The sequence below is a fragment of the Streptomyces sp. NPDC087440 genome (assembly GCF_044744005.1).
In the GTDB taxonomy this organism is placed as follows: Bacteria; Actinomycetota; Actinomycetes; order Streptomycetales; family Streptomycetaceae; genus Streptomyces.
In genome coordinates this window covers 84,554-105,066 of the sequence record NZ_JBIUXN010000004.1, presented here as the reverse complement: position 1 = coordinate 105,066, position 20,513 = coordinate 84,554, and the positions used below count along the sequence as shown (strand labels likewise).

The window sequence follows — 20,513 nt, the reverse complement described above, 5'->3', positions numbered from 1 at the left end:
GCGAATGCGCGCACTCCGTTTTCGGTCATCGCCGCCGCCCGCCCGGATTGGCCGGGAACGCGAAGGACATGCCCCCGGCTGCGTCACCAGGATGGGGTCCCTGCGGAAGGCCGAAACCTCAGGGGGACGCCATGCACGTCTACCAAGATCCTTCGGGCGGCTGGGAGTGGGCGTGGGCGGCACCGTGCCCCCGGCTCTCCCCGGGAGTCATCCGCTACCGCGGATACCGGCTGGCCCTCGGTGCTCCCCGCCGTCGGCTGGAGGTTCCCACCGCCACCGTCGCTCTCGTACTCAACTTCGAGCACGAACTGCTGCTCTCCGACGCGGTACGGAGTCCGGGCGTGCAGCAGGGTCCGGAAGCGGCACGGGCGCACCACTCGCTCGTCTCCGGGCTCAGGACCTCGGCGACGGTGGGCGCGCACGGGGGCCGGCTGTGCGGGATGGAGGTCGTTCTCGCGCCGTGGGCCGCCTTCACCCTGTTCGGAACCACCCTGCAGGACTGTTCGGAGCGGATCGTCGACGCCGGTGAGCTGCTCGGCCACCGCTTCGACGAACTCCTCGAATCCCTGGCGGGGCTGCCCCGCTGGGCGCAGCGCTTCCAGCGGCTCGACACCGTACTCACCTCCTGGGCGGAGGGGGGACCGGACTGTCCGCCGCAGATCATGTGGGCCTGGGACCAGCTCGTCAGCACGTCCGGGCGGGTGCGCATCAGCCAGGTGGCCGACGGCACCGGCTGGGGGCCGCGGCAGTTCGAGAACCGCTTCCGTCAGCACATCGGCGTCCCGCCCAAGTCGGCGGCGCGCATCCTGCGGCTGCAACGGGCGCTGGGGCTGCTGGCGAGGGGGATTGCGCCGGTGGAGGCGGCGGGGCGGGCCGGATTCTGCGACCAGGCGCATCTCACCCGTGAAGTGACGGCCATGACCGGCCGGCCCCCGACGCGCCTGCTGGCCGCCCGCAGGGCCGCGCCCCCGGGAGCCGGGGCGGGCGACCGCCTGGACGGACACGTCACCAGCGTGCTGCTCCCCGCGTGAGTGTGCGTGCGTTCACACGTGAGTGCGTATTCGTCCAAGACACCCGCGGCGGTGGGGTGGCACCGTTCCTCGCGCCCCGGCACTTCGTCGGGGCACCACCCAACAGGGGAGAGGGCACATCATGTCTGCTCGCACACGCATCGGGCTTCTGGCCGGGGCAGCCGCGCTGGCAAGCGGCTTCGCCTTCGCACCGACCGCCGGGGCGGCCGGTGCCACCGGGGGAGCCGCCCAGGAGACCGCGGCGAACACCTGCAACACCGGTTACTACTGCGTCTACTGGAACGCCGGCTACGGCGGCAACGAGTACCTCTTCGGCGGAAACAACCCCAGCTGGGCGCGGTGGGCCATCTTCAACGACGACTCCTCCTCCTGGAACGGCGGCACCTCGGGCATGGGCGTGATCCTCTACGGCGACGAGGGGTACAGCCGTCCGCTCGGCTGCCTGCCCCAGGGCAGGGGCTGGACGCAGCACCGGCCCAACGACGACGGCGAGGGCAACCAGTGGACGTGGAGCTGCTGACCTCGTACGCGTGATCGACCCCAGTGGCTCCGGCCCCGGGCGGGCCCGCCCCGCCCGGGGCCACGTCCCGCGTCCCCAGGAGGCCCCGTCATGCACCTCGCCCCTGCGTCGCGCCCCGCACGGGGACTCGCCCGCGCCGCACTCCTCCTCGTCCTCGTGAGCGCGTGCGCGGCACCCGCGAACAACCCGCCGGCCAGGTCCCCGGCCCGCGCCGTCACGGGCGCCGAACTCGCACAGGCCCGGGGCAGCGCCGCCGAACGGCGGACGCTCTTCGACGCCGAGCAACGGCTCACCGCCGCGTGCATGCGGGAACGCGGCTGGCCGTACCGGCCCTTGACGTGGCGCGCCGACGTACCGCGGCCCGAGACGGACCCGCGCCGGGCGGACGACGTGGACCTGCGCCGCCGTGCCGGGTACGGGGCGGCCGCCGCGGCCACGGAACGGCCGCCCGCCGACCCCAACGGAGACCGCCTGCGGGCGATGGCCAAGGCGCAGCGCGAGCGGTACGGACAGGCGCTCTTCGGCACGCCCGGGCACCGGATCGAGGTGAAACTCCCCGACGGCACCGCGTTCATGAACACGGACGGCTGCATCGCACGGGCCGAGAACCGGCTCTACGGGGACCTGAAGGTATGGCTCGGGGCACAGATGAGCGTGATGAACCTGGAAGGAGAAATCAGCCGCAGGAACTTCGCCGACCCGCAGGTGGAGCGAACGCTGCGCCCCTGGCGTGCCTGCATGAAGGAAGCCGGCCACACCTACCCGGACCCGGAGGCGGCGAAGGCCGCCTTCGTACGCGCCTACGGGGAGCTCGCGGAACGCGGCGGCCGTCACCCGGACGGTGCGCGGGAGCTCCGGCGCCGGGAGGTCCGGGTCGCGGTGGCCGATGCCACGTGCGACCGGAACACCGGCCGCGCCAGGACCCTCCGGACCCGGGACGCGGCGCACCGCGACGAGGTGGCGCGCGAGCGGGGGCAGGCGGTGCAGACGTACCGGACACTGCGCGAGCAGGCGCTGGCCGAGGCGGAATGAGGGCACCGGGGGTCAGGCCAGCCACCCCCGGGTGGCGGCCTGGGCCCCCGCCTGGAAGCGCGTCTCCGCGTGCAGGGCCTCCAGGAGGCGGGAGATGCGGCGCCGGGCCGTGTGGACATGGACACCGAGGCGGCGCGCTATCGCCTCGTCCTTCAGGCCCGCCGCCAACAGGCCCAGCAGCTCCCGCTGTTGGCCGGTCACGGGGTCCGACCCCGGCTCCGTACCGCTGAGCGGTATCGAGCGTTCCCACACCGTCTCGAACAGCGGGAGCAGTGCGTTGCGCAGCAGCGCGTCCCCGACGACGAGGGCCGAGGCGCGCGGGTCCCCCGACTCCGTGGGCGGCAGCAGCGTGATGCGGCGGTCGATGCCGATCAGCTTGGTCGGAACACCGGACGTCACCCGGGCCCGCAGGCCCCGCGCGGCCAGCGCCGTCAGGGAGCGCATCCGGCCCGGGAAGCCGAGCCCCTCCCGGTCGATCACGGCGCGTACCGTGATGCCCCGGTCCAGCAGCGCCTCGATGTCCAGTGCCGGAGGCCGGTCCGGATGGGCCGCGTCGGCCTTCACGTACGGCGGCCGGTCCAGGATCACCACCTCCTGCTCGGCGGAGGCCAGCAGCGACTCCGCGCGCTCCCCGATCTGCCGCTGCCCGGTGACGACCTCGATGCCTCCCTCGGACGCGCTCTGCGATCCGGCGGTGAGCCGCCCCGCGATCCGGTCCGCGGACATCATCAGCTGCTCCAACTCGGCTGACCGGATATGGAGTTCGGCTTGACGGCGGTGGATGAGTGTGCGGATGGCGGCGGCCGGTGCGGCGGGGCGGGGTGCCCCGTCGGTCCCGCGGACCGTGAACCCGGAGTCTTCGAGGCTGGTCAGGGCCTCGTCGATCCGAAAGTCCGGCAGGTCCAGCAGTGACGCCAACTCCGTTGTGCAGGAGGCCCGTTCCTTCAAAAGGGCCTCATAGACGCGTCCCTCGACCTCCCCCAGGCCGAGGCTGTGCAGTTCTTCCCCCTCGATCATGGGCCGAATTCTTTCGTGGACACACCATGCACACAAGTGTGCGTGTCCACATCTGAACACACGGGAAACATTGCCGACTTGAACACACAGCGACTTGCATGGCGATGCCCGACGACCGCCCGAAGTCCGTTCGTCCCGTGGGAGGGGAAGCGTGCAGCACAAGACCCGAGTGCGTGCAGCAAGACCCGGCATCACAAGTGCCGGTATATCCAAGGGAGTTGCCGCGACGTTCGCCGCGGCCGCCCTGCTCGCCGGAGTCGTTCCCGCCGCGCAGGCCGCCCCCGCGGCCCCGGCCGGACCGGCCGCCGAGGTGATCCCGGGGACGGACACCGCGACCCCGGCCCTCGTCGACGGCATCAACGAGCCCGCGAAGGCGACCGGCAGCGCCGCCGACGCCGCCGTCGGCCACCTGACCGAGAAGAAGAGCCGGTACCGGATCGGCAACCCGAAGGGCGACCTGAAGGCCGTTGCCGCGGTGGCCAAGGGCGGCACCGAGACCGTACGCCTGCAGCAGAAGTACAAGGGCCTCGACGTCCTCGGCGGCCAGTACGTCGTCCGGATGGAGAACAAGGGCGGCAAGCGCAGCGTCGTCGGCACCTCCGGCAAGTACTTCACCGAGCTGGCGACCGGCACCACCGCCACCGTCTCGGAGAAGACCGCCGTCGAGCGCGCCGTCGCGGCCGTGACCCGCGAGCTGAGCGGCAAGAACCTCAGCCTCAAGGACGTCCGCAAGGCCCAGGGCCAGAAGTCGAAGGCCGCGACCGCCCTCACCGGCACCGCGGGCAAGCTCGTCGTCCTCCCGCAGGGCAAGGGTGTCCTGACCCGCCAGGTCACCGTCAAGGGCAACGACCCGGTGACCGGCGAGGCCGTGCTCCGCCAGGTCTACATCGACGCGAAGGCCGGTTTCCCGGTCCTCCAGTACAGCTCGATCAAGACCTTCGGCGTCCCGAAGCAGGCCAAGGGCACCGCCCCCAAGAGCGCCGCGAAGTCCGGCGCGAAGGCGCTGGGCCCCGGCGACGCCACCGGCACCGGCGTCAAGACCGACGGCACCAAGGTCGACCTGAACCTGTACTACGACGCGTCGCGCAAGGAGTACACGCTCAGCGACTACGTCCGTATGCAGAACACCAGCAAGAACCCCATCACCACCTGGGACGCACGCGGCGTCGAGGCCGACGACGCGGCCGGCAAGTGGCCTTCGGGCATCAAGGAGTTCGGCTCGCCCGTCCAGGACTTCGGCAAGGACGCGACCGACGCGGGCGCCATCGACGCCCAGTGGGCCGGCACCCAGGTCTACGACTACTACAAGACCAAGCACAACCGCGACAGCCTCGACGGCCGCGGCATGACCATCAACTCCCTGGTGGGCGTCACCAACGGCGGGCAGCCGTGGGTCAACGCCTTCTGGGACGGCTCGAAGATGGTGTACGGCGTCGGCGACGACGAGTACAAGCCGCTGGCCTCCGACGTCGACGTGGTCGGCCACGAGATGACGCACGGCGTTGTGGAGAACACCGCCAACCTGGTGTACGCGGGCCAGTCCGGCGCCCTGAACGAGGGCATCGCCGACTACTTCGGCAACGCCATCGACACCAACTCCTCCGGCACCGCCATGGACGACCCGGACTCCGGCCTCCTCGGCGAGGACCTGTGCCGCACCCTGCCCAAGGGCGAGTGCGCGCTGCGCGACCTCAACGACGGCCGCACCACCTCCAAGGACTTCCTCGGCGTCTCCTACGACGTCGACAACGGCGGTGTGCACCTCAACTCGACGATCTTCTCCGGCGCCCTGTGGGACATCCGCCAGGACATCGACAAGGACCTCGCCGACCGCATCGTCTACAAGGCGCTCTCCGAGTACCTGACCCCGCTCGACGGCTTCACCGAGGGCCGCAACGCGGTCATCGCCGCCGCGAAGGACCTCAAGGTCTCGGCGAAGGACCAGAAGGTCATCACGCGCTCCTTCAACGCCCACGGCATCGTCCCGGGCTGGGAGGACGCGCTGGGCATGGACTCCGACACCCTGCTCGGCAAGCTCAACACCGCGGGCACCGGGGCGGGCGCGGGCGGCGGCCAGTACGCCGTCTCCAAGTCCAACGACGACGGCTCCGAGCCGTACTCGGTCTACACCGGCCGCACCGACGGCAAGGGCGCGCCCAAGCTGGTCAGCCCCAACGATGGCCGCTACCACGTCTACCCGGCGACCGACGGCAAGAACGTCGTCTGGGCGGCCTTCGGCACCACCAGCATCGACGTCCTGGTCCGCCCGGTCGCGGGCGGCCCGATCAAGAAGGTGTGGTCCTCCTACACCGGCCTGTCGGGTCTGCGCATCGACGGCGACCTGGTGGTCTGGGAGGAGAACGACCCCTTCGGCGGACGGCACGCCGCGTACAAGAACCTGAAGACCAACGAGCAGGCGTACGTCGACGGCGGCCGCTACCACCTCAGCTCGGCGCTGCCCTCCGTGAAGAACGGCAAGGTCGCGTACGCCAAGCTGTGGCCGGTCAACGGCGAGTACAAGCTGGACGTCGAGCTGCTGGACACCACGACCAAGAAGACCAGCATCCTGCCGCAGACCGCGACGGTGGAGAGCCTCGGCCAGACCGGTCTGTCCAAGACCCACGTCTCCTGGCTGGTGGACGAGAACGCCGCGGACGACGGTCAGATGGCCGTCCGCCGGGCCAACCTCGACGGCACCAAGGTCATCGACCTCAGCCCCGAGGCCGGCGCCAAGGCGCTCTTCGCCACCGACCTGACCGCCTCCGAGGAGGCCGTGACGGTCACCGCGGCGCTGCCGGACACGCAGTGGCGCAACGAGACGCTGCCGAAGCTGTGGCAGTTCGACGCGGCGGGCATCCGTGCGGGTGAGCGGGTCTCCTGCAACCGCGGCGACCAGGCCGGGGCCTCGGCCGACACCGGCAAGCGTGTGGTGTGGATCGACGGCACCACCAGCAACCAGGACCTGGTGGTCCGGGACCGCGCGGCGGGCCGTTGCTGATCCCGTTGGCCGCATGACCCTGTGAACCGGACCCCCGGCGCCCGTGCGCCGGGGGTCCTTCGCGTGCTCCGAGGGGCGTGCTACCCGTTGGCGAGGGCGCGGACGCGGTCCAGGGCGCCGTTGAAGCGGTTGTGGTCGCCGACGACCGGGCCCGTCGAGGTGTACTGCCACATCGTGTACGTGCCCCAGCCCGCCGGGAGTTCGCCCACGGTGGTGTTGTAGCGGGCCACCCACAGGGGGTTCGTGGCGGCGAAGCCCGCGTAGTTGCCGGTGCAGGTCTTCCACCAGCTGGTGGCCGTGTAGAGGACGGCGTCCCGGCCGGTGCGGGCCCGGTAGGTGGTCAGGAAGTCACGGATCCAGGCGACCATCTGCGCCTGCGTCTTGCCGTAGCACTGGGCCCCGTACGGGTTCCACTCGATGTCGAGGGCGCCGGGCAGCGTACGGCCGTCGCGGGACCAGCCGCCGCCGTTGCCCGCGAAGTAGGCGGCCTGGGCGGCGCCGCTGGAGTTGTCGGGGAGGGCGAAGTGGTACGCGCCGCGGATCATGCCGACGTTGTACGAGCCGTTGTACTGCTGGGCGAAGGAGGGGTTCTTGTACGTCGTCCCCTCGGTGGCCTTCACGTAGGCCCACTTGACGCCGCTGCTCCACAGGGCCGGCCAGTTGACGTTGCCCTGGTGGCTGGAGACGTCCACGCCTTCGGTCTGTACGGCGCGGGGGGCGGCCGGGGGGAGCCCGCCGACGCCGTCGTGCGCGGCGACGCCCATGCCCATGTGGGCGGAGCCGGGCGGGGGTGGGGGAGTGGGGGCGGCGGTCGCGGCGGTCGCGGCTCCTGCTGCGAGGGTCAGGGCTGCTGCTGCCGCGGTGAGGGCGGTTGCTGCGGATCTTGCTCTGAGCACGTGCATGAGCGTGCCTCCGAAAGATCGACAAAGCGACTGAAGTGGCCTTGCCGTACTGAAGCTACGCACGTAGATGTGAGGGGCGGAAGGGGGTCTCTGCGCCGACATTGGTCCACACCTGCGAAATACTGGACGAACTGCGGTGATGCGTGCCGCTGAAAGTTTCCGGGTGCGGTCCGGGGGCGACAGGGTCGAACAAGAAGGGTCATCGTGGATCACGAATTCCTCGCGCTGGAACGGGAGTTGGCACTCTTCCTGCGCCGGGCGCGGGCGTCGTCGGGGGACATGGCCCGGGAGGTCCACCCCGAACTGGAGCCCGCCGCGTACGGACTTCTCGTACGGCTGGACGAGGTGGACCGGCAGCGGGCGACGGAACTGGCGGCGTGGTTCGGGGTCGGCAAGGCGACGATGAGCCGGCAGCTGCGTGCGCTGGAGGAGCTGGGGCTGGTCGCCCGGGAGCCCGATCCGGCGGACGGGCGGGCCTCCCTCATCCTCCTCACGGCGGAGGGGCGGGACCGGTTCCGCCGGGTGCGGGACGCGCGGCGGGCGAGCTACGTCCAGAAACTGGCCTCCTGGGACCGCCGCGAGGTGGCGGAACTGGCCCGCCTCCTCCACCAGCTGAACACCCGGGCGGGTGAGTAGGCGGGGGTTTCCGCGCGGGTGGGTGGGTGGTTGCTCGCGCAGTTCCCCGCGCCCCTGGATGGATGCCCTCCGGGCACCATCCCCCGACCTCCCGGCGGCGAAGCCGCCCTCTACCTCCCCCTCGCCCCCTTGGGCGGCGGGGCCGCCCCCCGGGGGCGGGACGGGCGGGCAAGGGGGCGGCCCCTTCCGCTTCCGGCCCAGCCCGGTGCCGCTCCTGGGCCAGCACCTGTACCGGGTTCACGTCACCGCCCGGGCCCACCCCTCAGAGCTCCGCGTAGACCACCGCCGCGTCGTCGTGCCGCTTCCCCCGGGCCGGGCCCTCCGGCGCCAGCTCCAGGTCCCGTACGCGCGCGATCAGCGCATCCGCCCCCTCCTTGCGGAGGACCCCCAGGCAGTCCGCCCAGGACCCCGCCCCGAACAGCTCCACCCAGCGCGACACCCCGTCCGTCATCGCCGCCACGGCCCGCACCTCGCCACGGGGTGTCGAGCCCGTCACCGCCCGCGCCGCCACCGACGGGTCCGCCGCCGCCGTGAAGAAGCCGCCCTCCGCGTTGCGGTAGACGTCCGCCGTGGCCTGGGAGCGGAGGGCCTCGCGCGGGACCCGGTCCAGGCGGTCGTCGAGGACCGGACGCACCTCCCCGGACGGGGACTCCAGGAGCAGCACCGAGTCCGAGAGGACCAGGTGCTCCACCCGCTCCGCCCCCCAACGCACCATGACCACCGTCGCCTGAGGCGTCCGCACGTGAGAAAGGTCACAGGTGGACCGGTGGGCGTCCGCCGTGCGGGCGATGGCCCCGGCGAGCACCTCACGCAGGGGCAATTCCGGCCGGGAAGCGGACAATTCGATCATGGAGCCGCCCAGGTGTGCCGTGAACCACGGAACCGAGTGCACGCACCCCGTTTCGCTCGGTGGCGGCGTCACTCCGTCCAGGACGACGATCACTCCGCCCTGCCCCGCCGAGCCCTCGGGCCCGCCCGCAGGCAGGGCCACGGATGTCCAGTCCTCGTTGGGGCGTTCGGGGCTTCCGGGTGCGGTGGAGAGGTCGATGCGCATGGCGGCCAGTCTGCCGGACCGTGCGCGCCGCCCCCGCGCGGGCGCGAATTGGCCCATACCAGCAGGTCACACTGCGGCAATTGGGCCGGAATGATCCATTCCGGGAAGCTGCGGGGGTGCATCCTGCCAAAGCCCGCACCGAACTTCCAACCGGCGCACAGGAACGGCTCCTGACGGACCGTGACGGAAGTTGTTCGCCAACTCCCGAGTGATGTTCACTCGTTCGGGTGGCGGGGCGGATGATGTGCGCCTCCCTCCCCGGGGCGCTGGAAGGGTCGAAGGCTCCAACAGGGGTGGGGGTGGGGGCGCTCGGTCCGTACGTACCGGAGGTACCAGTCGTCACCTCGGCCAGCTGGGCGATGAATCTGGGCGGACGAAAACAAGGATGCGAGCACCGGTGCAGAACAAGCGGCCTCGGGGCGGCAGCAGCGAAGGCGGCAAGGGCGGCCGGGGCGGCAGCGACACGAGCGCTGCGGGCCCCCTCGGCTCCGCAGGCCCGGCGGGCTCCGCAGGCTTCCCGGGCCCTGCGGGCTCCCCGAGTTCCGCGGGCTCCGCTCCCGGTGGCAAGAAGAGGCGCGCCCGGCGGGTTCGCAACCGGCTGGTCGCCTCCGTCGCGGCCGTCGGGGTCCTGGTCCTGGCCGCCGGAGCGCCCTCCCTCCTCACCGCCTCCGACGAGCTCACCGGCAGCCAGCGCCTCCTGGACCTCGCCGAGCTGAACAAACAGGCCGTCACCCTCGCGCACTCCCTCGCCGACGAGCGCGACGACGCCACCTTCCGCAAGGCCGCCGCAGGGGAGCAGAGCCGCGACAAGGGCTCCTCCGGCGGCGAGCGCAGCTCCCGGGTCGACCGGCAGATCGCCGAGCTCACCGTGCTCTCCGGGGCCGCCGACCTGCCCGACGGTCTGCGCAGCGCCCTCGCCAAGGTCTCGGGACTGCGCAAGGACGCCGGGAACGACCAGGTCTCCGCCCTGGCCCTGCACCGCGCCTACACCACCGCCCTCGACGAGTTGCGCTCCCTCGCCCGCGAGCTGGCGACCCGGACCCCGCCCCGCGCGGGCGGCTCCGGCACCGCCCCGGCGGCCCTCGGCAACGCCGTCGAGCAGGCCGCCGCCACCCGCGGTCTCCTCCTCGCCGCCCTCGCCGTGCCGCGCGGTGAGACCGTACGGAGGATCGACCCCGAAACGGGGCTCCTCACCCGCGTGGAGGGCGGCGCCGCCAAGCGGGAGCGGGACCAGCTCTCCGCCGCCGCCCAGCAGGCCCGCCACCGCGAGCAGGCCGCCCTCGCCGACTTCGCGCTGGCCGCGCCGCCCAAGGACCGCGACTCCGTCTCCGCCACCGTCAGCGGGCCCGAGGTCACCACCGCCGAGCGGTATCTGAAGACCCTCACCGACGAGTCCACCCTGAGCACGGCCGACCGCAGGCTCGGGGCCGAGCAGGTCGGGGCCGCGCTCACCGCCCGCGTCGACCGCATGCGCGGCGCCGAGGCCGCCCTCGCCTCCGCACAGGCCCAGAACCTCGCCGCCCTCCGCGACGACGACGTCAGTGCCCTGGAGTGGCGGGTCGGCCTGCTCGCCGCCTGCTTCCTGCTGGCCGTCGGCATCTCCACCGCGATAGCCCGCACCCTCACTCAGCCCCTCGCCGTGCTCCGGCTCGGCGCGGCCCGGCTCGCGGGCAGCCCAGAGACCGAGGAGCCGGTGCGCTACACCGGCCGCAACGACGAGTTCGCCCAGGTCGTACGGTCCCTCAACGCCCTGCACGGCAAGCTGCTGGAGCTGAACGCCCGCACCGAGAAGCTCGCGGGCGACCGCACCCACCTGGTCGGCCAGCGCGAGACCCTCGACGCCCAGCGCCGCACCCTCGCCGTCGAGAACAGCCAACTCGCCGCCGAACACGCCGAGTTGCTCGCCCGCGCCCAGGACACCACCGCCCGCCTGGACGAGCTGCGGGCCACCGTGCACTCCTCCTTCGTCAAGCTCTCCCTGCGCACGCTCGGCATCGTCGAGCGCCAGCTCGCCGTCATCGAGTCCCTGGAGGAGCGCGAGCAGGACCCCGACCGGCTCGCCACCCTCTTCAAGCTCGACCACATGGCGACCGTGATGCGCCGCCACGGCGAGAACCTCCTCGTCCTCGCGGGCACCGACCACGGCGTCGCCCACACCGGGCCCGTCCCGCTGGTGGACGTACTGCGCGCCGCGATCAGCGAGATCGAGCGGTACGAACGGGTCACCCTCCAGGCCCTCCCGCCGCACGCCCAGGTCGCCGGGTACGTCGCCGACGACCTCAGCCACCTGCTGGCCGAGCTGCTGGAGAACGGCACCTCCTTCTCGCCGCCCGACGCCCACGTCAAGCTGTCCGGCTGGCTGCTGGAGAGCGGCGAGATCATGCTCTCCGTGCAGGACGAGGGCATCGGCATGACGCCGGACCGCCTCGCCGACCTCAACGACCGCCTCGCCGACCCGGCCGCCTACACCCCGCCCGCAGACAGCGACGGCCTCGGACTCCAGGTCGCCGCCCTGCTCGCCGCCCGCCACGGCGTCCGCATCCAGGTCCGCGCCCAGGACCAGGGCGGCGTCACCGCCGTCGTCGTCCTGCCCACGGCGCTCCTGCCGGCCGGGCCGCCCGCCGTGCCGCCCGTGACCGGGGCCGCACACGGGCTGCCGGGCTCCGTCGCCGAGGCCAACTCCAACGTCCTGCCGGGCGGCCGCACCGCCGGACGCGACCCGGACCAGGACCCCCTGATCGCCATCGCGGAGAAGGCCGTGCAGGAGGCGGCCGTCCAGGAGACGTCCGGGCAGGAGGCGACCGTCCGGGAGCCGGAGGACTCCGCGCACGCACGGACACCGGACGAGTCGTCCGTACGGGAGGACGTGCAGCCCGTACGAGAAGAGCCCTCCGCACCCGAGACCCCCGAGGTGGACCAGCCCACCCGCGAGATCCGGCTGCCCAAGCCGACCCCCGAGCCCGCGCCCGAGCCCGAGCCCGAGCCCGCGCCTGAGCCCGAGCCCGCGCAGACCCCCGAACCCGCCCCCGCAGCGGAGCCGACCCCTCCGCCGCTCACCGCCAAGGGTCTCCCCAAGCGCACCCCCAAGGTCGTCAAGCCGACGACCCCCGCCGCGCCACCGCGCACCGGCGGTGTTGACGCCGAGGCCCTGCGCCGTCGCCTGGGCGGATTCCAGCGCGGCGCGCAGAGCGGCAGGCGCGACGTCGAGGCGGAGATCGCCAACAGTGATAACAACGCCAGTGATAACAACGGGACGCACGGGGTAGACGGGGCACTCGGGGAACCCCATGCCCGGTCCACGACCGACCGCAGGACCACGGGGCACGACCAGACCGACACCGAGGGGGACACCGTCGAGGAGGCACGCAGTTGACCGCGCCGATCACATACGGGCTGAGCACCGAAGCCCGTAATCTGCACTGGCTGTTGAGCAATCTGGTGGAGGAGGTGCCCGGCCTCGTCTCGGTCGCCGTCGTGTCCTCCGACGGACTGCTCCTGCTGTCCTCGGACCCCGACCACATGCTGCCGGACACCACGCCCCGGCTGGTCAGTCCCAAGGGCTCCACCGCGGACCTCGCCACCATCGTCTCCGGCCTCGGCTCCCTCACCCTCGGGGCGGCCAGCCTGATGGAGGGCGGCGGCGTCAAGCAGACCATGGTCGCCATGGAGTACGGCAGCCTGTTCGTGATGTCGATCAGCGACGGCTCGCTGCTCGGCGTGCACGCCGCCCCCGACTGCGACATGAGCATCGTGGCGTACCACATGGCGCTCTTCGTCGGCCGCGCCGGACACGTCCTGACCCCCGAACTCCGCAGTGAGCTGCGCCAGTCGCTGGAGAGTGCCGACCGATGAGCGCCTCGTCCGTGAAACGCCTTCCGATACGTGGCGAGGGCCGCCGTCCCGCGCGCGTGCGCCCGTACTCCCTGACCGGGGGGCGGACCCGCTTCACGCACGCCCTCCTGGTGGAGACCTTCGTGGCGGCCCTCGAAGCACCCCCGGAGAGACCCGAGCTGACCGGCCGTCAGGCCAGTAGTCGGGTCGGCCCCGAGATGCAGGCGATCGTCGAGATCTGCCGCCGGATGCGCACCGTCGCGGAGATAGCCGCCCTGCTGAAGATGCCGCTGGGCGTGGTCCGGGTCCTCCTCAGTGACCTGGCCGACCAGGGAAAGATCCGCGTGTACGGAACCGGCCACGGAGCCGGTCGCCCCGATCGCGCACTGCTGGAAAGGGTCCTGGATGGGCTCCGTCGCCTCTGAGGCACCACTCGAAACACCCGCCGAACCCGCCACGCCCGCCTGGCAGTTGGACCACACCCGGGCCCCCACCGCCGTCAAGGTCGTGGTCGCGGGCGGCTTCGGCGTGGGCAAGACCACCTTCGTCGGTTCGGTCTCCGAGATCACCCCGCTGAAGACCGAGGCGGTCATGACGACCGCCAGCGAGGAGACGGACGACCTGTCCGCCACCCCGGACAAGACGACCACCACCGTGGCCATGGACTTCGGCCGGATCACGCTCGACGACGACCTCGTCCTGTACGTGTTCGGCACCCCCGGCCAGCAGCGGTTCTGGTTCATGTGGGACGACCTGGCGCGCGGCGCGATCGGCGCGGTCGTGCTCGCCGACACCCGCCGCCTCACCGACTGCTTCCCGGCGCTCGACTACTTCGAGAGCTGCGGCCTGCCCTACTTGGTGGCCGTCAACCACTTCGAGGGCACCGACCGCTACGAGGCCGACGACGTCCGCGAGGCGCTCAGCGTGCCGCCGCACGTGCCGGTCGTCGTGATGGACGCCCGCAGCCGCGTCTCGGTCGTCGACACGCTCCTCGGCCTGGTCGGCCACGCCCTCGACGCCACCCCCGCCTAATCCCCGCTTCTTCTTGAGAGAGTCACCCACCCCATGCGGAAGATCCTCATAGTCGGCGCCGGCCAGTCCGGTCTCCAGCTCGCCCTCGGCCTCCAGTCGAAGGGCTACGAAGTCACCCTGATGTCGAACCGGACCTCCGACGAGATCCGCTCCGGCAAGGTCATGTCGACGCAGTGCATGTTCCACACCGCCCTTCAGCACGAGCGCGACCTCCAGCTCAACTTCTGGGAGTCCCAGGCCCCCCGCATCGAGGGCCTCGGCGTCTCCGTCGCCGCCCCCGACTCCTCCCGCGCCGTCGACTGGGTCGGCAAGCTCGACGGGTACGCCCAGTCCGTCGACCAGCGCGTGAAGATGGCCGGCTGGATGGACACCTTCGCCCAGCGCGGCGGCCAGCTCGTCATCCACGGCGCCGCCGTCTCCGACCTGGACTTCTTCTCCCGTACGTACGACCTCGTGCTGGTCTCCGCGGGCAAGGGCGAACTCGTCCAGCTCTTCGGCCGGGACGCCTCCCGCTCCCCGTTCGACGCCCCGCAGCGCGCGCTCGCCGTCGCCTACGTGCACGGCCTGGGCCCGCGCCCCGAGCACCCCGAGTTCGACGCGGTCCGCTGCAACCTGGTGCCCGGCGTCGGCGAGCTGTTCGTCATGCCGACCCTCACCGTGTCCGGCCGCGCCGACATCCTCTTCTGGGAGGGCGTCCCCGGCGGCCCGGTCGACGCCTTCAAGGGCGTCAAGGATCCGGCCGACCACCTCTCCCTCACCCTGGAACTGATGGAGAAGTTCCTGCCCTGGGAGTACGCCCGCGCCACCAAGGTCGAGCTGACCGACGCCAACGGCACCCTCTCCGGCCGGTACGCCCCCACCGTCCGCAACCCGATCGGCCGCCTCCCCGGCGGCGGCGCGGTCCTGGGCGTCGCGGACGTCGTCGTCGCCAACGACCCGATCACCGGCCAGGGCTCCAACTCGGCCTCCAAGTGCGCCGCTTCGTACCTCGACGCGATCGTCCGGCACGGCGACGCGGAGTTCGACGAGGCCTGGATGCAGCGCACCTTCGACCGCTACTGGGACACCGCCCAGCACGTCACCAAGTGGACCAACGCCATGCTGGGCGTCCCGCCGGAGCACGTCCTGAACCTGATCGGCGCCGCCGGCCAGCTCCAGCCCGTCGCCGACCGCTTCGCGAACGGCTTCAACGACCCGTCCGACTTCGAGAACTTCTTCTACGAGCCGGAGAAGACAAACGCCTACCTGGCGTCGGTGTCCGGCTGAGTATTCATTGGGCGCACTTCATTGTGCGTCCGGTGCATACGTCGCCGAGTACCCCGCGTCGGATTCGTTCCCGTCCGTCGTGCGCCCCGTCGGCAGGTCCGGCGGGGTGTAGGACGGCAGGGAGGCGAGCGCCGGGTCGGGGCGGACGGCCCCCAGCACCGGGTTCGACGCGAGCGGCGACACCTTCACGTACGCACCCGGCCGGGGGGCCTGCACGACCTGCCCGTTGCCCAGGTAGATCGCCACATGGGTGGCCTTCGGGAAGTAGATCACCAGGTCGCCCGGGCGCAGCGCGGACAGCGGAACGCGCGGCAGGTACTTCCACTGCTCCTGGCTGGTGCGCGGAATCGTCCGCCCCGCCGCCGCCCACGCCTGCTGGGTGAGCCCGGAGCAGTCGAAGGACCCGGGGCCCTCCGCCCCCCACACGTACGGCTTCCCGAGCTGGCGGGTCGCGTAGGTGAGCGCCCGGTCGCCCTCCCGCGAGGGGGCGCGCGAGGCCCGTACCCCTTGCGGACCCAAGGCTCCGGAGCCGAGCAGATCCTGGGTGGCCCGTTCGGCCGTACGGCTCTCCAGCGCGGCCAGCGAGGCCAGTTCGTCGGCGGTCAGCGCGGCCAGCATCGCCTCGACCTGCTTGAGCCGGGACTGCACGGCGTCCCGCTCCTTCTTCTGCTTCGCCGCCAGGGTCTGCTGCCTGTCGAGCGCGGCCCGGGCCTTCGTCGCCAGGTCGTCGGCGCGCTTCTCGGCGCCCTCCAGCCGCGCCACCTTCACCGCCCGGGCGGCCGCCGCCCGGCGCAGGGCGTGATTCTGTGCCAGTGCGTGCCCGGGGTCGGTGGAGGTCAGCATCCGTACGAAGGTGGAGTACGCGTAGTCGCCGCGCCCCTTGTACTGCTCCCGGGCGAGCATCCCGGCGGCCCGCTTGCCGTCCGCGAGGGTGACCCGGGCGGCCCCCAACTCCTTGGTCACCCTTGCCAGTTCGGTCTTCTGGGTCTTCAGTCTCTCCTCGGTGGCGTTGAAGGCCTCGGTGGCCTCCTCGGTCTGCTGGTAGAGCCGCCCGAGGTCGGTGAGGAGCCGCCCGACGCCGCCGCCCGGGTCGCCCGGTGCGGCGTGCGCGCTCCCGGTCGCCGTCAGTACCGTCGTCGCCGCTGCCAGTGCCACCGCGGTCGCGATCCTCGACACACCATCACCTCCGGTACGAAGCCGGGAAGTCGACCCGGCTCACGGCGATGGTGCGCCGCCGCACACCGGTCAACCCGGCGTGTGGGCCCTGCGGCGCAGTTCAGTCACCCGTACCGGTCGAAGGGCGGTCGTCGTCGGCGTGGCGGGTGGACGCGGGGGCGGGTTTGGTCCACGGCCACTTCGGGGACCAGGGCTCGCGCCCCTCGGGGACGTACACGTACCGCCAGCCCCGCTGGAGACCGAGCCGCTTGGAGTGTCCGGCGGCCCGGCGCTCGTACGCGTACACGGTGGGCGGGCCGTCCTCGCTGGGCACCGGCACCTCGTACCACTTGGGCGGATTGCCGGTGGGGCCGGTCAGGACGTCGAGGGCCTGCCCGTCCAGGGGGCCGCCGACGAAGGGGGTCTTCTCGCTTCTCACCCCACCAGTGTCACAGCAGTGCGGTGGTCACAGCAGGTGGGCGGCCTCGGAGATCACCGGTATGACCCGGCGGGCCAGCACCCCGGCCGCCCCCTCGGAGGTCTCCAGGGCGAGGGCCTCACGGGTGACGTCCGCCGTCTGGGGGTCGGTCGCGGAGGTGGCGGTGAGCAGGGCGACGAAGTGGTCGACCATCCAGTCCCGCAGCTCGGGCAGCGGCGGCTGCTTGCCCTCGTCCAGCCAGATCAGGGAGGCCGCCTCGACGGCGGCGATCCAGGTGCGGACCATCATCCGCAGCCGGGGACCCGCGGTGTCGGTGACGTCCAGGTGGAGCAGGATCTGCTCGGCGGCCTCGCGCCGCACCCCGTCGACGGTGGCGGTGGTGCGGGACGTCTCGACCACGCTGCCGCCCTGGAGGAGGGCGCTGAACCCGGTGTCGTGGGTGTCCACGAAGCCCAGGTACCGGTCGAGGGCGCTGGCCAGCCGCTGGGTGAGCGGGCCGGTCTGCGGTTCGGCGAAGCACAGCTTCAGCTCGTCGGCCGCCGAGCCCAGCGCCACCTCGTACAACTGCACCTTCCCGCCGGGGAAGTAGCGGTAGACCAGCGGCCTCGACACCCCGGCGGCCTCGGCGACGTCGTCCAGCGAGACGTCCTCGGGGGCGCGGTGGGCGAACAGGGACAGTGCCGCGTCGATGAGCTGGAGACGGCGCTGCTCGACGCTGAGGCGGCGGTAGGCGGGGGTGGACGCGGCGGTGGTCATGGCTCGCAGCGTAATCGGCCGTCGGCCGGTGCGGGGCGCTCCTCGGACCGGGCTGCTCGGCCCGGGCTACGGCTCCGTACGGGGGTCCATGTCGCAGGTGCCTTCGGTGACTTTGCCGTCGGTGCCCGTCAGCACCACGTTGGACCGGCCCTCGCGCTCCTCGCCGTAGGCGGCGGTGCAGATCAACTGGCGTACGCCCGTGGGGTCCAGCTCATCGACGCCGAAGGGGAGGGACACCGTGATGTCGTCGGCCCGGGGGCCCTCGCCGGCGCCGCTGCCGGGCCCGGCCACCGAGAACCGGTCGGGGGTGCGGGCCGCGGGGAGCGCGCTGGTGAAACCGGCGGCCCGCTCGGTCCTGTTCGGGCCCGCGATCAGGGCGGTGAGTATCTTGTCCGCCGCCGCGGGCTGCGGCTCGAAGTGCTCGGCGGAACTGCCCAGGCGCCCCATGGGACGCAGCACGGGGGCCAGTTCGCCGCTCGGCTGCCGGAAGAACAGCAGCGCGTCGACACCGTGCTGGGCGTAGCTGTCCACCGTGGCCGGACCGCCCGCCTCGATGACGTCCGTCTCCCGGATGCCGCAGCCGGCCAGCAGCAGCGCGGCCAGCGCCCCGGCGGCCGGGGCCCGGCGGCGCAGACGCCCCCGCCTCACGCGTGCTCCCCTTCCCTGTGCAGCGGTATCTCCACGGTGAAGACGGCGCCGCCCTCCGGGCGGTTGCCCGCGCGGATCTTCCCGCCGTGCAGGCGGACGTTCTCCACGGCGATCGCCAGGCCGAGGCCGCTGCCCGCCGAGCGGGTGCGGGCCGCGTCGGCCTTGTAGAACCGGTCGAAGATGTGCGGCAGCACGTCCGGGGCGATGCCGGGGCCGCTGTCGGCGACCTCGGTGACCAGCACGGGCGCCCCGTCGGAGCCCGACTCGCTGCGCAGCCGCACGGTGACCGGTGCGGACCCGTGCCGCAGGGCGTTGCCGACGAGGTTGGCGACGACGACGTCGAAGCGGCGCGGGTCGAGCCGCACCCGGATGCCGTCGGGGAGTTCGGTGTGGATGCGGGCGTCCGTCCAGTGGCGGTTGGCGAGGGTCTTGCGGATGGCTTCGGCGGCGTCGAGCTCGTCGGTGTTCAGCTCGGCGGCACGCGCGTCGAAGCGGGAGATCTCGATCAGGTCCTCCACCAGGACGGCCAGCTTGCCGGTCTCGGCGCTGATCAGCCGCACCGCCCGCGCGGTGTCGCTGTCCAGGTGCCCCGCGTCCTCGTCCAGCACCTCGGTGACCGCGAGCATCCCGGCCAGCGGGGTGCGCAGTTCGTGCGAGACGTCGGAGGCGAAGCGCCGGGCGCGTGCCTCCGCCCGGCGCAGTTCCCGTACCGAATGTTCGAGGTTGGCGGCGGACTCGTTGAACGTGTGGGCGAGGTCGGCCAGTTCGTCCCGGCCGCGCACCTGGATGCGGGTGTCCAGCTTGCCGCTGCCCATGCTCCGGGCCGCCCGGTGCAGCTCGCGCACGGGACGCAGCACGCTGCGGGCGGCCAGCAGACCGGGCAGCAGGGCGACCGCCAGGCCGGGCAGGGCGCCGTCGCGGGCGGCCGTCAACAGGGCGTCGACGTTGAGCTGTTCGTCGCTCATCCGCATCACGGCGTACAGCACCAGACCGGTGGGCAGACGGCCGTTCGGCCCGGTCTTGAAGACGGTCGGCATGGCGATGGTCAGGTACGGGACGCCGTCCTTGACGACCCGCTCGAAGCTGCCCCGGGGCTCGGTCTGCGCGGCCCGGCGCAGCTGCGGGGTGATGACGCCGGAGACGCGGCTGGTGCCCGAGGAGGCCCGGATCGAGCCGTACTCGGCGAAGACGATCCAGGGGCGCGGCTTGCCCTTGCGGGCGATGTCGCGCAGGTTGGCCTCCAGGTTCCCGACGTCCGTGGGGGTGGCGAAGCTGTTCAGCTGCACCTGGTCGCGGAAGGACGAGACGGCCGTGTCCTGGGCGGTCTTCAGCAGGGCGGTACGGGCCTCCCGGTAGGTCAGCGCGGACGTGGTCCCGGCACTGACCGCCGCGACCAGCAGGAACGCCAGCACCAGCCGGGTGCGCAGCCCGAACGCCCGGGTCCGCTTCCCGTGGTCCCGCTCCCGGCGACGGCGCCGGGGTCTGCCGCTCACAGCGGCCCGAAGCGGTAGCCGAAGCCCCGCAGGGTCTGGACGTAGCGGGGCGCCCCGCCGTCGTCCTCGATCTTGTTGCGCAGGCGGCGCACACACGCGTCGACCAGGCGGGCGTCCGCGTGATAGCTGTGCTCCCACACGTGCTCCAGCAACTGCTGGCGGCTGAAGACCTGGTCGGGGGCGGCCGTCAGGTGCAGCAGCAGCTTCAGCTCGGAGGGGGCCAGCGCGAGCCGCTGCCCCGCCTTGGTGACGGTCAGCCCGGCCCGGTCGATCGTCAGGTCGCCGTGCGTCTCCACGGCCGGCCGGTCGCCGCCGGTGACGTCGATGCGGCGCAGTACGGCCCGGATGCGGGCCTCGATGACGTCGGGGCGGGCGGGCTTGACGATGTAGTCGTCGGCCCCGGCCTCCAGGCCCACGATCATGTCGAAGTCGTCGCCGCGCGCGGTGAGCATGATGATCGGCAGCTGGCTGTCCTCGCGGACCCGGCGGCACACCTGCACGCCGTTCATGCCGGGCAGCATCAGGTCGAGCAGCAGCAGGTCGGGCCGGAAGTCGTCCAGCGCGGCGAGCCCGGCCTCGCCGGTGGCGGCCGACCGTACGTCGTGGCCCCGGCGGCGCAGGCCGAGTTCGACGCCCTCCCGCACGGCGGGGTCGTCCTCGATGAGCAGTACGCGGGGCATGGGCAGGTTCTCCATGTTTTCGG

General features: G+C 72.4%; 19 protein-coding genes. 10 read left to right on the top strand and 9 right to left on the bottom strand.

All coding sequences use genetic code 11. From position 1 onward, the window contains the following. Positions 1–131 precede the first annotated feature (131 nt). The 3 genes from ACIO3O_RS11535 (at position 132) to ACIO3O_RS11525 (ending at position 2,583) form a co-directional block, all read left to right on the top strand. Entirely contained in the window at positions 132–1,031 is a 900-nt protein-coding gene (locus ACIO3O_RS11535; RefSeq protein WP_401744644.1) for a helix-turn-helix domain-containing protein, read from the top strand. Positions 1,032–1,152: 121 nt separating this feature from the next. Then, positions 1,153–1,551, top strand: coding sequence for a peptidase inhibitor family I36 protein (locus ACIO3O_RS11530; protein WP_401744642.1), 399 nt, complete (start codon positions 1,153–1,155; stop codon positions 1,549–1,551). Positions 1,552–1,641: 90 nt separating this feature from the next. Next, positions 1,642–2,583 carry a hypothetical protein gene (locus ACIO3O_RS11525; protein WP_401744641.1) on the top strand — a complete coding sequence of 314 codons (942 nt, stop codon included), beginning with the start codon at positions 1,642–1,644 and terminating at the stop codon, positions 2,581–2,583. Between the two features lie 12 nt (positions 2,584–2,595). Here ACIO3O_RS11525 and ACIO3O_RS11520 read toward each other — a convergent pair whose 3' ends face one another. After that, on the bottom strand, positions 2,596–3,600 hold the full coding sequence (locus tag ACIO3O_RS11520; protein ID WP_401744639.1) for a helix-turn-helix domain-containing protein: 1,005 nt from the start codon (positions 3,598–3,600) through the stop codon (positions 2,596–2,598). A 169-nt stretch (positions 3,601–3,769) separates the two neighbouring features. On the opposite strand from ACIO3O_RS11520, the gene ACIO3O_RS11515 reads away from it, so the two are divergent. After that, the gene (locus ACIO3O_RS11515) at positions 3,770–6,598 is read left to right on the top strand and encodes a M4 family metallopeptidase (RefSeq protein WP_401744638.1); all 2,829 of its coding nucleotides are present in this window, start codon (positions 3,770–3,772) and stop codon (positions 6,596–6,598) included. An 80-nt stretch (positions 6,599–6,678) separates the two neighbouring features. On the opposite strand, the gene ACIO3O_RS11510 is transcribed toward ACIO3O_RS11515, so the two are convergent. Continuing rightward, positions 6,679–7,500 carry a lysozyme gene (locus tag ACIO3O_RS11510; RefSeq protein ID WP_401744636.1) on the bottom strand — a complete coding sequence of 274 codons (822 nt, stop codon included), beginning with the start codon at positions 7,498–7,500 and terminating at the stop codon, positions 6,679–6,681. A gap of 204 nt (positions 7,501–7,704) precedes the next feature. Here ACIO3O_RS11510 and ACIO3O_RS11505 point away from each other — a divergent pair, with 204 nt between their 5' ends. Next, positions 7,705–8,136 (top strand): MarR family winged helix-turn-helix transcriptional regulator, encoded by a 432-nt coding sequence (locus tag ACIO3O_RS11505; protein WP_401744635.1) that lies wholly within the window; start codon positions 7,705–7,707, stop codon positions 8,134–8,136. Positions 8,137–8,398: 262 nt separating this feature from the next. Here ACIO3O_RS11505 and ACIO3O_RS11500 read toward each other — a convergent pair whose 3' ends face one another. Next, positions 8,399–9,190, bottom strand: a complete 792-nt coding sequence (locus tag ACIO3O_RS11500) for a protein phosphatase 2C domain-containing protein (RefSeq protein ID WP_401744633.1) — start codon at positions 9,188–9,190, stop codon at positions 8,399–8,401. A gap of 385 nt (positions 9,191–9,575) precedes the next feature. Here ACIO3O_RS11500 and ACIO3O_RS11495 point away from each other — a divergent pair, with 385 nt between their 5' ends. Genes ACIO3O_RS11495 through ACIO3O_RS11475 form a run of 5 tightly spaced genes read left to right on the top strand, consistent with a single transcriptional unit; the run spans position 9,576 to position 15,319 of the window. Further along, the gene (locus ACIO3O_RS11495; protein ID WP_401744631.1) at positions 9,576–12,563 is read left to right on the top strand and encodes a nitrate- and nitrite sensing domain-containing protein; all 2,988 of its coding nucleotides are present in this window, start codon (positions 9,576–9,578) and stop codon (positions 12,561–12,563) included. Beyond that, positions 12,560–13,042 carry a roadblock/LC7 domain-containing protein gene (locus ACIO3O_RS11490; protein ID WP_189820575.1) on the top strand — a complete coding sequence of 161 codons (483 nt, stop codon included), beginning with the start codon at positions 12,560–12,562 and terminating at the stop codon, positions 13,040–13,042. Before ACIO3O_RS11495 ends, ACIO3O_RS11490 begins: the two co-directional genes overlap by 4 nt. Next, a complete protein-coding gene (locus tag ACIO3O_RS11485) occupies positions 13,039–13,446 on the top strand; it encodes a DUF742 domain-containing protein (protein WP_401744629.1) in 408 nt (135 codons plus the stop codon). Before ACIO3O_RS11490 ends, ACIO3O_RS11485 begins: the two co-directional genes overlap by 4 nt. Continuing rightward, entirely contained in the window at positions 13,427–14,053 is a 627-nt protein-coding gene (locus ACIO3O_RS11480; RefSeq protein ID WP_401744627.1) for a GTP-binding protein, read from the top strand. Before ACIO3O_RS11485 ends, ACIO3O_RS11480 begins: the two co-directional genes overlap by 20 nt. 33 nt (positions 14,054–14,086) lie before the next feature. Beyond that, a complete protein-coding gene (locus ACIO3O_RS11475) occupies positions 14,087–15,319 on the top strand; it encodes a styrene monooxygenase/indole monooxygenase family protein (RefSeq protein WP_401744625.1) in 1,233 nt (410 codons plus the stop codon). An 18-nt stretch (positions 15,320–15,337) separates the two neighbouring features. Here ACIO3O_RS11475 and ACIO3O_RS11470 read toward each other — a convergent pair whose 3' ends face one another. The 6 genes from ACIO3O_RS11470 to ACIO3O_RS11445 all read right to left on the bottom strand — a co-directional run bounded on the left by ACIO3O_RS11470 (position 15,338) and on the right by ACIO3O_RS11445 (position 20,490). Beyond that, positions 15,338–16,495 carry an NlpC/P60 family protein gene (locus tag ACIO3O_RS11470; RefSeq protein WP_401744623.1) on the bottom strand — a complete coding sequence of 386 codons (1,158 nt, stop codon included), beginning with the start codon at positions 16,493–16,495 and terminating at the stop codon, positions 15,338–15,340. 100 nt (positions 16,496–16,595) lie between these two features. After that, positions 16,596–16,913 (bottom strand): hypothetical protein, encoded by a 318-nt coding sequence (locus ACIO3O_RS11465; protein ID WP_401744621.1) that lies wholly within the window; start codon positions 16,911–16,913, stop codon positions 16,596–16,598. Positions 16,914–16,940: 27 nt separating this feature from the next. Continuing rightward, a complete protein-coding gene (locus ACIO3O_RS11460) occupies positions 16,941–17,669 on the bottom strand; it encodes a TetR/AcrR family transcriptional regulator (protein ID WP_401744619.1) in 729 nt (242 codons plus the stop codon). Positions 17,670–17,735: 66 nt separating this feature from the next. Further along, the gene (locus ACIO3O_RS11455) at positions 17,736–18,317 is read right to left on the bottom strand and encodes a hypothetical protein (protein WP_401744617.1); all 582 of its coding nucleotides are present in this window, start codon (positions 18,315–18,317) and stop codon (positions 17,736–17,738) included. Continuing rightward, entirely contained in the window at positions 18,314–19,810 is a 1,497-nt protein-coding gene (locus ACIO3O_RS11450; RefSeq protein ID WP_401744615.1) for an ATP-binding protein, read from the bottom strand. Before ACIO3O_RS11450 ends, ACIO3O_RS11455 begins: the two co-directional genes overlap by 4 nt. Continuing rightward, on the bottom strand, positions 19,807–20,490 hold the full coding sequence (locus tag ACIO3O_RS11445) for a response regulator (protein ID WP_401744613.1): 684 nt from the start codon (positions 20,488–20,490) through the stop codon (positions 19,807–19,809). The genes ACIO3O_RS11450 and ACIO3O_RS11445 overlap by 4 nt, the downstream gene beginning before the upstream one ends. Positions 20,491–20,513: the final 23 nt, after the last annotated feature.